This is a genomic window from Aurantimonas endophytica, assembly GCF_014196845.1.
GTDB classification, from domain to species: Bacteria; Pseudomonadota; Alphaproteobacteria; order Rhizobiales; family Rhizobiaceae; genus Aurantimonas; species Aurantimonas endophytica.
Genome location: NZ_JACIEM010000001.1, coordinates 988,084 through 1,001,390, shown reverse-complemented (window position 1 = coordinate 1,001,390; position 13,307 = coordinate 988,084). Strand labels below are relative to the sequence as shown.

Sequence of the window (13,307 nt, the reverse complement as noted above, 5' to 3'; positions counted from 1 at the left end):
GTCGCCGCCTGGGAGAGACTGCCATGCCCCTCATCCCCTTCACCGAGCAGTTCGATATCCCGCTGCTGCTCGTCTTCCTGTTCTTCCTGTTCTTCCTCGGCCTCGTCTACTACCTGCGGTCCGAGGACAAGCGCGAGGGCTACCCGCTGGAGTCCGACCGCACGCGCGGCACCGGCGGGCGGATGCAGGTGGTCGGGTTCCCGCCGATGCCGTCTCCCAAGGTGTTCCGGCGCTCCGACGGCTCGGTCCAGCTGGCGCCGCGTCCGGCCCGCGAGCGGGAGATCAACGCCATTCCGGCCTATGAATTCCCCGGCGCGCCGCTGCTGCCGCTCGGCGATCCGCTGGTCGACGGCGTCGGCCCCGCCTCCTACGCGCTCAAGGAGGACGTGCCGGATCTGACCTATGAGGGCACGCTGAAGATCGCGCCGATGCGGAGCAACCCGCAATACCGGATCGCGGCCGGCGATCCCGATCTCGTCGGCATGGAAGTGGTGGCCTCCGACGGCCGCGTGGTGGGCACGATCGTCGACATCTGGCTCAACGCGGCGGAATACTTCATCCGCTACCTCGAGGTGGAGACCAGCCTCGAGGCCGGCGGTCGTCGAATCCTCGCGCCGGTGAGCTTCGCCGATATCCGCGCCTCCCGGCGGGCCGTGCACTTCGGCTCGCTGACCGCCGACCAGTTCAGCCGCGTGCCCGGCCTTGCCAGTCCCGACCAGATCACCCTGCGCGAGGAAGACCGGCTCAACGGCTATTTCGCCGGGGGCTACCTCTATGCCGGCACGACACCGAAAGGATTCCTCGCATGACCATGGCGGAATTCGACGATATCCGCACCGAACTCAAGCAGGAGGAGCTGCCTGCCGGGGAACGGATGCTCTGGCAGGGAAAGCCGGACTGGTGGCGCCTTGCGCTCGGGGCATTCCAGCTGAAGGCGGTGGGCGTTTACTTCCTCGCCTTCGCCCTGTGGCGGTTCGGCATGACCTACTGGGAGACCGGCATCGCCCTCGCGGCGCTGAACGCGGTCCTGACGCTTCTGCCGTCGCTCGGTCTCGGCGTCTCGCTGATCCTCCTGCTCGCATATCTGACCGCTCGGGCGACGACCTTCACGATCACCGAGCGGCGGCTGGTGCTGCGCTATGGCGTCGCGTTGCCGGCGCAGCTCAACGTGCCGCTGAAGGACGTGGAGGCTGCCGCCGTGCGGCTCTACGCGGACGGATCGGGCGACATTCCGCTGACGCTGCCGGATGCCGGGCGCCCCTCCTATTTTCAACTCTGGCCCTATGCGCGGCCGTGGCGGCTCGGCCGCAGCGAGCCGATGCTGCGGGCGGTGCCGGATGCCGAAGCTGTCGCGCGGCTCCTGTCCGAGACCTTGGTCGCGGCGCAGGGCGGCCAGCGCGTCGCCGTCGCACCCCCACCGGTTTCGGCCCGCTCCGCGCCGGCCGGCCATGCGGCAGCGGTTTGAGGAGGCGAGAATGGCCAAGCCCCGCCAGAGCGCGATCAACTTCTATCCCACCCCGGACCGGCCGATCCCCAAGCCGATCCTGTTCGGTGCGGCAGCGCTGGCGCTCGGCGCCATCGCCGTGATCGGCACCGGCCGCGCCACCGGCATCGGCATCGCCGGAACGCCGACGGTCGAAACGCTCGCCCATCGCGAACTGGCGCTCGACGAGCGGACGGACGGATCGGCGGCGCTGCTCGACGCCCACTCCCGCGAGGCGCTGATCACCATCGTCGAGGGCGAGGGCGCCTTCGCGATCGAGGCTCTGCGCAATTTGCAGCGCAACCGGCTGCGCAAGGGCATCGACGATGCCGCGCCCTTCCTGCTGGCGCTGAAGGCGGACGGGCGACTGGTGCTGGAAGACCCGCGGACACCGCAGCAGGTCGAGCTGCGCGCCTTCGGCGAGACCAACATCCAGGCCTTCGCGGCCCTGCTCGATCCGACCGGGGAGGGCGGACAATGATCCAGGCACTGTTAGGCGGCCGCCGCGAAGAGGTCGGCTGTACCGTCGAGGTGGTGAACACTTTCGAGAGCCTCGAGGCGCATGTGCGCTTCGACGGCGGCGTCACCGTCGAGCCCGGCGACGAGGTGCTGGTGCACGGGGCGCCGGTCGAGGTCCCGTACGGCCACCGCGCCAGCGTGCGCCGCGTCGCCACCATCAAGCGCGCCGGCTGGCTGGAGAGAGGCTGGGTCCGGATGACCGGCGATCTCGAATTCATGGAACTCTGCGAGTTCTCGTTTTCGGAAAGGGCAAGCCTATGAACGCGCATGCATCGATTGCCGCGTCGGCCGGAGCCGACGCGCTCAACGAGACCACAAAGGCGGCGCAGCAGGATACGCTGCTCACGCCGCGCTTCTACACGACCGATTTCGAGAAGCTCGACAAGGTCGACGTCTCCGGCGTGCGCCGCGAATGGGACGAGCTCATCGCCGAACTGAAGTCGGACCCCAACAAGGGCCATTTCCGGCGCAACGCCGACTGGAACACGATCGATCTCGACAGCCTGCCCGAAGGCCTGCGCAAGGAGTTCGTCGACTTCCTCGTCTCGTCCCTGACGGCGGAATTCTCCGGCTGCGTGCTCTACAAGGAGATGAAGCGGCGTGGCACCAATCCCGACATCTGCGAGCTGTTCTCGCTGATGAGCCGCGATGAGGCCCGCCATGCCGGTTTCATCAACGACGCGCTCAAGGAATTCGGCATCGGCGTCAATCTCGGCTTCCTGACCAAGGCCAAGAAATACACCTATTTCCAGCCGAAATTCATCTATTACGCGACCTATCTGTCCGAGAAGATCGGCTACGCCCGCTACATCGCGATCTACCGGCATCTCGAGCAGCACCCCGAGCGCCGCTTCCACCCGATCTTCAAATGGTTCGAGAAGTGGTGCAACGACGAGTTCCGCCACGGCGAGGCGTTCTCGCTCCTGATGCGCGCGGACCGCAGCGTCCTCGAAGGGCGCAACAAGCTGTGGATCCGGTTCTTCCTGCTGGCGGTGTTCGCGACGATGTATGTCCGCGATCATGCCAGGCCGGAGTTCCACAAGGCCCTCGGCCTCGACCCGACGGCGTACGACTACCGGGTGTTCCGCATCACTTCGGACATCTCGCGCCAGGTCTTCCCGATCATGCTCGACATCGACGATCCCCGCTTCCGCGCCGGCCTGGAGCGGATCCTCGCGGCAAGCCGCACCGTGGCGGCGGGGCAGGAAAAGGGTGGGATCGCCGGGCGGCTGATGGCCTGGAAGGGCAAGGCGTCCGCCGCCCTGACCTTCGCGCGGCTCTACACGCTGCCGGTCATCCGCAACGAAATCCCGGTCGACAGCCGGCTCGTCCCCGCCTGGTAGCCGGCGGCGGCGCCCGACGCTGCCGCTGACAAGATCGACGTCCTGCCCCGACGACCGGGACAGGGCGGGCCGCCCGCCTGTTCATGACGCCGTGGAGTCCAGTCGATGACCGAGTATCTCTATCCAGCCCTCTTCGCTCTTGGCGTCTGGTGGGCATCGACGGTCCTCATCATCTATCTCGACGGCCTGCCGCGCTGGACCTTCAAATACTCGATGATCGGCGCGACGGTAATCTTCGCGATCTCGCTGATCGGTCTCGAACGCACGGCGGGCGACGCGACGATCGCCGGCGCCTATTGGGCATTTACCTTCGGGCTGCTGGCCTGGGGCTGGCAAGAGATGAGCTTCTACATGGGCTACGTCACCGGCAGCCGGAAGCAGCCCTGTCCGGAAGACTGCCGGGGCTGGAAGCATTTCGGCCATGCCATCCAGACCAGCCTCTACCACGAGCTGGCGATCATCGCGGCGGCGGTGGCGGTCGTCTGGCTGACCTGGGGCGGACCCAACCAGATCGGCATGTGGACCTTCATGGTGCTGTGGTGGATGCACCAGAGCGCCAAGCTCAACGTCTTCCTCGGTGTGCGCAACCTCAACGAGGAGTTCCTCCCGGAGCATCTGGAGTTCCTCAAGAGCTTCCTGACCAAGCGCTCGATGAACCTGCTGTTTCCGTTCTCGGTGACGATCTCGACGGTGATCACTGCGCTGCTCGTCGTCGCCGCGATGGCGGAGGGCGCCAGCGCCTTCGAGCGCGCCGGCTACACCTTCCTCGCCGTGCTGATGGGCCTGGCGATCCTCGAGCACTGGATGCTGGTGCTGCCGATGCCGTCCGGCGCGATCTGGGCGCCGGGGCTGAAATCGCGCGGCGAGCGCCAGCCCTTCGATGCCGAGATCGTCGTCGGCTTCCTCGGCGCCGGCAAGACGACGACATTGCGGCGGATGCTGGCCGAGGCCGACCCGAACGTGAAGACAGTCGTCCTCGTCAACGATTTCGGCGAGCTCGGCATCGACGGTTCGCTGCTCGAGGGCCAGGGTGCCGACGTCGTCGAACTCGCCAATGGCTGCATCTGCTGCTCGCTGCGCAAGGACCTGTCGGCGCAGCTGCGCGAGGTGGTCGCGCGCATCAAGCCGCAACGCGTCCTGATCGAGCCGTCCGGCGTCGCCGACGTCGCGTCGCTGCTGCGCGTCCTGCACGAGCGGGAGATCGGCGACCTCTTGCGGTCGCTGCGGCTCTACACCGTCATCGACGCGGGCGCCTTCCTGCGCGATTTCGCCCGCATGCCGGAGTATTTCCGCCTGCAGGCGAAGCTTGCCCCGGTGTTCATCCTCAACAAGACCGATCTCGTCACGCCCGGCGAATGCGAGACGGTGCGCGAGACGCTGACGGCGCTCAACCCGGCGGCAGAGATCCTGCCGGCCCGCTACGGCGTGGTCGAGGCCGGGATCGATACGTCCACCGCGCTGACGACCTGGCGGGAGACGGAGGGCGTTGACGCGCTGGATCGCGGCCACAGCCATGGCGGTCACGCCGGCGCGGCGCGCAACGGTGCCGGGCCGGCGGCAGACGCCGTTGCTGCCACGCCCGCCGAAATATCTGCGCATCGCCATGATCATAACGGGCACGATCACGACGCGCGTTCCCACGATCTCGGCGCGCATTCTCACGGCCACGACGCGCATGCTCATCACCCCATCGACGCAGGCGGCAACGGGAACGGTCACGGCCATGATCATGCCCATGAAGAGGCTGCGATGGGCTTTTCCTCCTGGAGCCGTCACCTTGCCGGACCCGTCGACGCGGAGCGGTTGCGCCAGACGCTGGCGGTGATAGCCGCCGGCGAGGTCGGCGAGATCGCCCGGATGAAGGGGATCGTGCGGTCGAGGGGCGGCTGGCTGCGGTTCGATGTCGCCGGCGGCTGGCCTTCCATCGCGGCACATCTGCCGACACCGTCCGAGGCGCCACGCGCTTTGGCGATCGGCCGGAACCTCGACATGGCTCGGCTCGACCAGATCTTCGCCGATCTGGTTGCCGAAGCGGGTCCCGCCGAGGGCAGGTCTGCCATGGCTCCGGCCCTCGACGCGCAAGGCCTACGGCCGGCGATCGTCCACTAGTTTGCAGACGCCGGCAGGCCGATCTTTCCGGCAGATCATGGCCGGCCTCGGCTTGTCCGTTGGCAATGGCTTGCGGCAATGATGCTGCGGCCCGTTCAGCCGCCGACAAGCGATCGCCCGGTGCCGGTTGCGGCTGCGCGACAATTCGGCCGTTTTCACCAGCCATCACTCGGTGCCGACAAGCGCCCTTTAGCGGTTCGCTTCGTCCGGCGCTGCCGATCTCGGGCTGCCGCTTGTCCTTCGTGTGCCCTTCGCCGCTCGTGAAGAAGCGCTGCTGCCCGTTGCGACGAACGTTGGTGCGAGGGACGTCGCGGCCCTCTCGTCGGAGCGCGAGGCTCGAAAGTACCGAGACCGATGGCAGGGGCCGACGCTTGAGATCGTCTGCAATTGCCTGCTCGCCCTGAACGGACCCAGACATCGGAAATAGGCGGCGGCGCACCGAACCCCGGTCCGCTCGGGCAAGGCCGCAGAAGGTCGCGCGCGGCGCTATCCCTGTCCGCTCCTCCCCCGCGGCGGGCCGCGCAAGGGCCTCGGCGAACAGCCGGAAGCTCGGTCGGCAAGAAAAAGGCGCCTTGTAGGGCGCCTTTTTCGGTTTGGGATCGCTCCGGGTGGATCAGTTTTGAGGCGCGGGGACGATCGTGGTCGGCGCCGGATCTGCCGCAGGCCCTGGCTGCGGATTTACAGGCAGCGGGTTGCTCGGCGGCTGGCCCATCGAGGGCGCGTCGGAGGCCTCCGGCGCTCCGGGCGCTGGCGAAGCTTCGGGCGTCACCTCGGGACTGCCGGGAACCGGCGCCTGCGGCGCCGACCCATCCGGCGACGGGGCGTCGCTTGGGCCGGGCGGGGCTGGCGCCGGATCGGCCGGTGCGGCCGGAGTCGGCGTGACCGTGCCGCCCAAGGTCGGGTCGGCGGCCGGCGCATCCGGCTCGCCCGCCGGCGGCAGTCCGGTGCCTTCGCCGGCTGGTTCCACCGACTGCTCGATCGCGTCCTCGGCGATCGGCGGCGCGACGACTGCGGGTTGTTCTGCCGCCGCGTCGGGTCCTGCCTGCGCCACGGGAACCGCTTCGCCGAGGATGATCGCCTGCTTCGGCCCTGGGTCCGGCGGCTGTCCGTCCACGGTGAGGCCGGCCAGATAATGCTCCAGCAGATTGTAGCCGCCGAGCGGCTTGTTGTTGCCGTGATGACAGGTGCCGCAATTGGCCTTGCCCGGGTCGCCGAGCGGGCCCTTGCGATTGTCGGGCAGGACCGCGGCCAGCGGCTCGATGTAGTTGACGTTGATGTCGCGCGCCATCCGGATGCCCCAATAGGCGATCCAGCGGAACGGGGTCGACTGGGTCCAGTCCTGGAAGGAACGGGAATTGTGGCAGTAGGTGCAGTTGACGCCGAGCGATTCCGACATCTGCATCATGAAGATGTAGAGGTTCTCCGCGCCTTCCACGGTCGTGCCAGGACTGTCCGGGCCGGGGAAGGGCGTGCGGGATTCGATGTTAGCCGACAGGGGATCGGCCTGCAGATACTGGCTATAGGGCACGTCGGAGAAGAACTCTGTGATCGACGCGGCCTCAAGATGCCAGGACTGCGGCTTGCCGAGGAACTGGTCGCCGGTTGGTTCATTCTGGCTGTACCAGAGCGCCGGCGGCACGTTCTCGCCGCGATGGCAGGTATAGCAGGTGACGCCGGAGGGAGCGACGTGCTCGGCCCACTGAGCGTTGATGTGCTGGACCATCCGCAGCATCGTGCGGGACACGACCTTCGTGTACAGGGCGTCGCTGGCGAAGCCCTCCTCTGAAGTCAGGTCATGGCAGTACTCGCAGCCCTGGACCGGCGAGACCCATTCGGTGATCGCCAGCATCAGCCGGGTGAACTCCGCGTCGGTGAGATTGCCGAGAATCTGGACATTCTCGTAGATCTCGCTGGCGAGCGGGCTGTCCGTGTTGTCGGCCGGATCCAGCGGAACCGGAAGCGCCGCATATTGCAGCTGGCGGTCGGCGTCCCGGAGCTGCGCCAGGCCGGTGCCCGGCGCGCCGGTCTCGAGTGTCTCGATCGGTGGCAGGATCCAGGGCGGGATCGCCAGGCCGAGCAGGGCGAGGGCGCCTGCCACGATGGAAAGGACGATGGGAGCCGATCTCATTGCGTGACGCTCCTCATCGTGTCGTCAGGGGTGGGAAAGGCGGGATAGACGGAGGGGTACTCCGGCGCGATGCCGTGCCTGACGCCCCAGAGGTACCAGTTGTCGACGACCGTGCCGGTGAGCAGCACGCCGATCGCGCCCGTGAAGGTGGTCAGCACCGCGAACCACCAGGCCCAGCGGTGGATGGATTCGTAGGAGGCGTTGAAGCCCATGGTCCAGCGCCAGAACAGGCCGGCGCGCTCTGCCGCGGTGCCGCGGTCGACGATCTCCTCCGCCTCGCGTTCGCCGCCGAAGCGGGACACGGCGAGGATCGTCGCGCCATGCATCGCGAACAGCATCGTCGAGCCGTAGAGGAAGACGATCGAGAGCATGTGGAACGGGTTGTAGTACCAGTTGCCGTAGAGGACCGAGACCGATGCGGTCCAGTTGAGGTGGGTGATGATGCCGAAGGGCACCGCCTCCGACCAGGAGCCCATCAGCACCGGCCGGAACAGGCCGAGGCTGAGGAACAGAAAGATCGCCGAGGCGAAGGCCCATGAGGTGTGGGTGCCCATGCCGAGAGCCCGGGCCCTGGTATAGGAGCGGACCCACCACAGAAGAACGGACATGGTCAGGAAGAAGCCGGCAAGGATCCACCAGCCGCCGTCGCCCAGCGGCACCAGCGGGTTGAGCCCGTATTTGGCTGGCGGCGGATCGAGTGACAGGAAGGCGATGTTGCGCACGAAGGCGTAGGGGTCCCAGTTCACCGACGCCCACATGTTGAGCCCGATGATCTCGATGGCGATGAAGCCGAAGGCGAGCGAGGCAGCGCCCGACCAGCCGAGATAGAGGGGCCCCAGCTGCGGGTCGCCGATCTTGCCGAGTAGGTGGCTGAAGCCCTTGGCCTGGATCCGCGGCACATCCCCGGCCGGTAGCGGAACCCCCGGATCGAAGGGGCCGCGGATCTGGACCCTGTTGTAGATGCTGGCGTAGTAGCCCATGGCTGGTCCTCCCTTCAGTAGCTGACATCGCCGATGGTGGCGGGGGTCTGGAGGTAGAAGTCGAACCAGTTCGGCCAGCCGCCATCCCAGAACGGGCCGGAGATGATGATGCAGACCGCGCTCCAGAATCCGGCATTCAGGGCGAAGAACAGGCCGAGACGGTGGATGCCGTAGGGGCCGATCGAGTAGCAGATGAAATCGCGGAAATAGGCGTTCTCGTGCTCGCCATACTTGACCGTCTTGCCCTTGCCGGGGTTCACGGCTGCAAGGATCACGCCGGCGTGGAGGCCGAGAAACATCGTCGTGGTGAAGAAGAACGTCACCGCCAGCATGTGCGCCGGGTTCAGGTGAAAGTGCAGGGACTGGTAGCCGACATTCGAGACCCAGTCCAAATGGCTCATGATGCCGTAGGGAAAGCCGTGGCCCCAGGCGCCCAGCAGGAGCGGTCGGATCACTACCAGCGACACATAGGCCAGCACCGCGAAGGAATAGGCGATCGGCACATGCCAGCCGATGCCGAGCTTGCGGCAGATCTCGATCTCGCGCAGCGTCCATGAGACGAAGCCGCCGATCGCGCACATGGTGACGAGCTGCCAGATGCCGCCGTCGTCGAGCGGCGCCAGTCCGAGGCCGTAGGCGACGGAGGGCGGTGCGACGCTGACAGCGAAGATATTGTAGGTGTCGCCCTGGCTGATGTCGTAGAAGATCAGCAGCGATCCGAGCAGCGAGAAGAACGCCGCCGTGACGCCGAAGAACCCGACATAGAATGGGCCGACCCAGAAGTCGAAAAGGTCACCGCCGACGAGGGTCCCGCCCCGGACGCGGTATTTCCGTTCGAAAGACAGCATCGCCATGGCAGACAACTCCTCTCTGGATGGGTGTTGTGAGGGGCGGCGACGCTGGCCCGCCGCCCCTTGTGTCGTCGGACCGGACTAGCTCGGTCGGACCGTCATCTCGACCTGTCCGGTCTGGACGGTGCCTGCCGCGTTCGGATTGGCCAGCCAGTTGAAGCGGGCCGTCGACAGCAGGATGAAGTGGATCAGCAACGCCAGCACCAGAAGGAAGGTGAAGAGCCCGATCAGGGCCCGGCGCGGATCGAAGAGAAGCCAAATTCGCCACATGGTTCGCCTCCTTAGCTGATGAGGGTGAGTAGGGGCTGCACCACGTCGAGGCTGGCCGCACTGACCTCGGGGGTCTGCAGCCAGGGCCGCCAGATCCAGACGAGAATGTGCGCGACGACCGCGATGCCGGTGAAGACGGCGAAGGACGTCACGAAGAGTCCGTTGAACTCCTGTGCCTCCCTCTCCGTCATGCCGGAAAGCGTGCCCGCTTCCCGGCCAGCTGCCGTGAGATGATCTGCCATGTTCCTTTCTCCGTTGATCTTGGAAGTCTTCGCCAGCGCCCGTTTGTCACCGGGCCCTGTCGAAGCGGGGGTTCCCGCGCCGTCACCGCATGAAGGCGTAGGGAAGGACCGAATGGGCCGTGGCCCGGGCGTCGCTGACGACGGCGAAATATGCGCCGGGCTCGAAGGGCAGCGGCCGGAGCCGCGGTGGCAGCAGGCGCGAGATCAGTGACACGGCGAGAAAGAGCGGAAAGGACAGGGCATAGATCAGCCGATATTCCTGTCGCTCGGCGCGAAACAGCGACCCCGTGTGACGGTTGGCGACGCTCATAGGACTTCCTCCATGTCGGGACGGGGTTGAGGGAACGGGGGGGCCGCGGCGGATCATGCCGGTTCCTCCCGCCATTGCCGGGCGCGCTCGACGTGCCCTTCGGTGACGGTGGTGCGGCCGGCCTGCCGGCATGCGCGTTCGGCAAGATCGCGAAGCCTTCTCGCGGCGGAGATGCGGACAAGCACCGGCTCGCGGTCGATCACCGCGTCGAAGGCGGCGTTGGCCGCCTTGTCCCAGGCGAGTTCGCCGCGCTGGCGCGCGGGCGTCGGATCCACCCGGTCCATCTCGGTGCCGAGCGGCAGGATGTTAAACAGCGCGTCGAAGAGGGCATTGCAGACCTCCTGGACGAGGTAGGTCGCGCCCGAATAGCCCATGAACGGTGTGCCGGTGTGCCGGCGGATCGCGGCGCCCGGAAACGAGGCGGGGATGTAGGTGCCGCGCCCGCCGGTCTCGGCGAGATACATGCGCTCGTTGTAGCTGCCGAAGAGCACCAGCGGCGGCGTGTCCCTGACCATCTGGCGCACCGCGTCGTTGAGCGTCTTCTGGCCGGCCTTGCGCGGCACCGCGAAGGTGCAGGGCAGGCCCATCTCGTCCTCGAGGAAGTGTCTTATGCCGCGGGCATAGGTCTCGTTGGCGACGACGGCGAAGCTTGCCGTGCCGAAGAAATCCTGGGTGACCGAGCGCCAGAGGTCCCAGAGGGGCTTGATCGTGGTGTGCTTCTCGCGGGCGATGAACGGCTCGGGGTCGAGCCCGAGCATTTCGCCGAGCTTGCGCAGGAAGGCGGTGGTGGAATGCAGGCCGATCGGCGCCTGGAGGTAAGGCCGATCCAGCGCCTCGCAGAGCTGGCGCCCGTATTCGCGGTAGAGGCAGACATTGGCGTCGGCGACGGTCAGCTTCGGGATGTCGCGCAGATGGCTGCCGAGCGGGAAGACGCAGTTGACCTCGGCGCCGATGCCCTCGATCAGGCGGCGGATCTCGGCAAGATCGGAGGGCATGTTGAACATGCCGTAGGCCGCGCCGATGATGTTGACCCTGGGCTTCTCACCCTCCTTGCGCTCGCGCAATGCGGGGATCTTGCCCTTCTTCGGCCCGAACTCGGTCAGCAGCCATTTCATCGCGCGGTCGGCGCACTGCCACTGGTCCTCGTCGATGGTGCGCGGCAGGAAGCGCTTGAGATTGGTGCCCTCGGGCGTGACGCCGCCGCCGATCATCTCGGCGATCGAGCCGGTGACGACGAGTGCCGGCTGGGTCGGGTCGAGCGTCGCATGGGCGCGCTTCATCGCGCCCTCGGTGCCGGTCTGGCCGAGATTGTCTTCCGAAAGGCCCGTGACGACGATCGGCAGCTCGTGCGGCGGCAGCGCGTCGGTGTAGTGCAGCACCGATGTGACCGGCAGGTTCTCGCAGCCGACCGGGCCGTCGATGATGACCTGCAGGCCCTTCACCGCGGTGAAGACGTAGACGGCACCCCAGTAGCCGCCGGCGCGGTCGTGATCGAGGATCAGCATCAGACGTCCCCCATCCCGGCGTCATAGGACGACGACTTGACGGTGATCGGCACGTCGGTGCGGCGGCTGACCTTGCGCGGCGCGGGGGGAACGTCCTCCCAGATGCCGGCGGTGTGGCCGGTGCCGACGCCCTCGAAGAAGTCGCGCATCGTGTCGAAGCGCGACTTCGAGGCGATCGCGGCGTTGATCACCTGGGCGAGCGACCCGGCGCCGGCCGGGCCCATCAGCGGCCGGGCGGAGATCAGATTGGTGAAGTACAGCGCCGGCGTGCCGGACTGCTTGGCCTTCTGGACGACCGGCGTCGTTCCGATGGCAAGGTCGGGCCGGAACTCCTCGAAGGCGGCGAGGTCGCTTTCGAGCGATGCGCGGAACACGACATGGACGCCGCGAGCCTCAAGCCACTCGCGATCGGGATCCGACCAACGGGTGCGCGGGCAGGCGGTGCCGACATAGCGCAGATCCGCGCCGCTCTCGACCAGCAGCCGCGCGACAAGGAGCTCGGAGCCTTCATAGCCCGACAGCGTGATCCGGCCGTTGATCGGCGAGCCGGCGATGGCGCCGCGGATCGCCGGCAGGATGGCGTTCTGGGCCGCTTCGATGCGGGAAGCGGGGACGGAGGCGGCCTCGCCGATGGCGCGCAGCCAGTCGGCCGTGCCGTCGGTGCCGACCGGCGCCGAGCCGACGACCGGGCGCCCGGCATTCTCGAACTCGCGGATGGATGCCGAGTAGAACGGGTGGATCGCGGCGGCGACGCTGCAGTCGAGCGCGGCATAGAGCTCGCGCCATTCCCGTGTCGGAACCGCCGGGCCGGCGACGAGGCCGAGCGGCTCGAGCAGGCGGCCGATGACCATCGGGTCGGCCGGGAACATCTCGCCCAGCAAAGCGACGCTCGGCCGGTCGGCGCGCGGCGCGCGCGGCGCGGCGACCGGCCCTTGCTCCGCCTCGCCGCGGGCATAGGCGAGCATCGCGCCGGCGAGGATGTCCTTGGCCTCGGCATGGGTCGGCACGCCGAAGCCGGGAACGTCGATGCCGATGATGCGGACGCCGTCGATCGATTTCGGCAGCAGCCGCAGCGGCACGCCCGAGGCCGTCGGCACGCAGAGATTGGTGACGACGATGGCGTCGTAGAGGGCCGGGTCGGCCAGATTGTGGACCGCCTCGCGGATGTCCTCAAAGAGCTTGCCGGTGACCAGCGTCTCGGAATTGAACGGCACGTAGCCGACGGTGCGGCGTGCGCCATAGAAATGCGCCGTGAAGGTCAGGCCATAGACGCAGCAGGCCGAGCCGGAGAGGACGGTCGCGGTGCGGCGCATCCTGAGGCCGACGCGCAGCGATCCGAAGGCCGGACACATGGATTGCGGCTGATCGTGCGGCCCCTGCGGATAGTCCTTCGCGTACTGGTCGAGGATGTCGCTCTTGCCGGCTGCCGCGGTCGCGGCGCGCATCTCTGCCTTGCCGGCATGGCAGGAGGCGTCGCCTTCGCGCGCCGAGGGGGCAGCCTGGAGCGTGCCGTCGGTCCGGTCGGTGTCGTCGGGAGCTTGATCGCGCGGGCCGTAATCCATTTTCA

The 13,307-nt window shown here is 67.5% G+C and carries 14 protein-coding genes; 6 read left to right on the top strand and 8 right to left on the bottom strand.

The window, feature by feature from the left end; translation table 11 throughout:
• Positions 1-23 precede the first annotated feature (23 nt).
• The 6 genes from puhA to puhE all read left to right on the top strand — a co-directional run bounded on the left by puhA (position 24) and on the right by puhE (position 5,454).
• Entirely contained in the window at positions 24-809 is a 786-nt protein-coding gene (gene puhA, locus GGR03_RS04900) for a photosynthetic reaction center subunit H (RefSeq protein WP_183206399.1), read from the top strand.
• The gene (gene puhB / locus GGR03_RS04895) at positions 806-1,465 is read left to right on the top strand and encodes a photosynthetic complex putative assembly protein PuhB (protein ID WP_183206398.1); all 660 of its coding nucleotides are present in this window, start codon (positions 806-808) and stop codon (positions 1,463-1,465) included. Before puhA ends, puhB begins: the two co-directional genes overlap by 4 nt.
• 10 nt (positions 1,466-1,475) lie before the next feature.
• On the top strand, positions 1,476-1,964 hold the full coding sequence (puhC, locus tag GGR03_RS04890) for a photosynthetic complex assembly protein PuhC (RefSeq protein ID WP_183206397.1): 489 nt from the start codon (positions 1,476-1,478) through the stop codon (positions 1,962-1,964).
• Complete coding sequence (locus GGR03_RS04885) at positions 1,961-2,263, top strand: hypothetical protein (RefSeq protein WP_183206396.1); 303 nt, start codon at positions 1,961-1,963, stop codon at positions 2,261-2,263. Before puhC ends, GGR03_RS04885 begins: the two co-directional genes overlap by 4 nt.
• A complete protein-coding gene (gene acsF / locus GGR03_RS04880) occupies positions 2,260-3,345 on the top strand; it encodes a magnesium-protoporphyrin IX monomethyl ester (oxidative) cyclase (RefSeq protein WP_183206395.1) in 1,086 nt (361 codons plus the stop codon). Before GGR03_RS04885 ends, acsF begins: the two co-directional genes overlap by 4 nt.
• Before the next feature lie 105 nt (positions 3,346-3,450).
• Positions 3,451-5,454, top strand: a complete 2,004-nt coding sequence (gene puhE, locus GGR03_RS04875) for a putative photosynthetic complex assembly protein PuhE (protein WP_183206394.1) — start codon at positions 3,451-3,453, stop codon at positions 5,452-5,454.
• Between the two features lie 613 nt (positions 5,455-6,067).
• On the opposite strand, the gene pufC is transcribed toward puhE, so the two are convergent.
• The 8 genes from pufC to bchY all read right to left on the bottom strand — a co-directional run bounded on the left by pufC (position 6,068) and on the right by bchY (position 13,302).
• Positions 6,068-7,582 (bottom strand): photosynthetic reaction center cytochrome PufC, encoded by a 1,515-nt coding sequence (gene pufC / locus GGR03_RS04870; RefSeq protein WP_183206393.1) that lies wholly within the window; start codon positions 7,580-7,582, stop codon positions 6,068-6,070.
• Positions 7,579-8,562, bottom strand: a complete 984-nt coding sequence (pufM, locus tag GGR03_RS04865) for a photosynthetic reaction center subunit M (protein ID WP_183206392.1) — start codon at positions 8,560-8,562, stop codon at positions 7,579-7,581. Before pufM ends, pufC begins: the two co-directional genes overlap by 4 nt.
• Positions 8,563-8,576: 14 nt before the next feature.
• On the bottom strand, positions 8,577-9,416 hold the full coding sequence (gene pufL / locus GGR03_RS04860; RefSeq protein WP_183206391.1) for a photosynthetic reaction center subunit L: 840 nt from the start codon (positions 9,414-9,416) through the stop codon (positions 8,577-8,579).
• A gap of 78 nt (positions 9,417-9,494) precedes the next feature.
• The gene (gene pufA / locus GGR03_RS04855; RefSeq protein ID WP_183206390.1) at positions 9,495-9,683 is read right to left on the bottom strand and encodes a light-harvesting antenna LH1, alpha subunit; all 189 of its coding nucleotides are present in this window, start codon (positions 9,681-9,683) and stop codon (positions 9,495-9,497) included.
• An 11-nt stretch (positions 9,684-9,694) separates the two neighbouring features.
• A complete protein-coding gene (pufB, locus tag GGR03_RS04850; protein ID WP_183206389.1) occupies positions 9,695-9,925 on the bottom strand; it encodes a light-harvesting antenna LH1, beta subunit in 231 nt (76 codons plus the stop codon).
• 82 nt (positions 9,926-10,007) lie between these two features.
• Entirely contained in the window at positions 10,008-10,235 is a 228-nt protein-coding gene (locus GGR03_RS04845; protein WP_183206388.1) for a hypothetical protein, read from the bottom strand.
• Positions 10,236-10,288: 53 nt separating this feature from the next.
• Positions 10,289-11,740, bottom strand: coding sequence for a chlorophyllide a reductase subunit Z (gene bchZ / locus GGR03_RS04840; RefSeq protein ID WP_183206387.1), 1,452 nt, complete (start codon positions 11,738-11,740; stop codon positions 10,289-10,291).
• Positions 11,740-13,302 carry a chlorophyllide a reductase subunit Y gene (bchY, locus tag GGR03_RS04835; RefSeq protein WP_183207031.1) on the bottom strand — a complete coding sequence of 521 codons (1,563 nt, stop codon included), beginning with the start codon at positions 13,300-13,302 and terminating at the stop codon, positions 11,740-11,742. The genes bchZ and bchY overlap by 1 nt, the downstream gene beginning before the upstream one ends.
• Positions 13,303-13,307 lie beyond the last annotated feature (5 nt).

Bases quoted from the DNA above. Each gene is read 5' to 3' on its own strand.
- puhA (WP_183206399.1), top strand. From the start codon at position 24: ATGCCCCTCATCCCCTTCACCGAGCAGTTCGATATCCCGCTGCTGCTC.
- puhB (WP_183206398.1), top strand. From the start codon at position 806: ATGACCATGGCGGAATTCGACGATATCCGCACCGAACTCAAGCAGGAG.
- puhC (WP_183206397.1), top strand. From the start codon at position 1,476: ATGGCCAAGCCCCGCCAGAGCGCGATCAACTTCTATCCCACCCCGGAC.
- GGR03_RS04885 (WP_183206396.1), top strand. From the start codon at position 1,961: ATGATCCAGGCACTGTTAGGCGGCCGCCGCGAAGAGGTCGGCTGTACC.
- acsF (WP_183206395.1), top strand. From the start codon at position 2,260: ATGAACGCGCATGCATCGATTGCCGCGTCGGCCGGAGCCGACGCGCTC.
- puhE (WP_183206394.1), top strand. From the start codon at position 3,451: ATGACCGAGTATCTCTATCCAGCCCTCTTCGCTCTTGGCGTCTGGTGG.
- pufC (WP_183206393.1), bottom strand. From the start codon at position 7,582: ATGAGATCGGCTCCCATCGTCCTTTCCATCGTGGCAGGCGCCCTCGCC.
- pufM (WP_183206392.1), bottom strand. From the start codon at position 8,562: ATGGGCTACTACGCCAGCATCTACAACAGGGTCCAGATCCGCGGCCCC.
- pufL (WP_183206391.1), bottom strand. From the start codon at position 9,416: ATGGCGATGCTGTCTTTCGAACGGAAATACCGCGTCCGGGGCGGGACC.
- pufA (WP_183206390.1), bottom strand. From the start codon at position 9,683: ATGTGGCGAATTTGGCTTCTCTTCGATCCGCGCCGGGCCCTGATCGGG.
- pufB (WP_183206389.1), bottom strand. From the start codon at position 9,925: ATGGCAGATCATCTCACGGCAGCTGGCCGGGAAGCGGGCACGCTTTCC.
- GGR03_RS04845 (WP_183206388.1), bottom strand. From the start codon at position 10,235: ATGAGCGTCGCCAACCGTCACACGGGGTCGCTGTTTCGCGCCGAGCGA.
- bchZ (WP_183206387.1), bottom strand. From the start codon at position 11,740: ATGCTGATCCTCGATCACGACCGCGCCGGCGGCTACTGGGGTGCCGTC.
- bchY (WP_183207031.1), bottom strand. From the start codon at position 13,302: ATGGATTACGGCCCGCGCGATCAAGCTCCCGACGACACCGACCGGACC.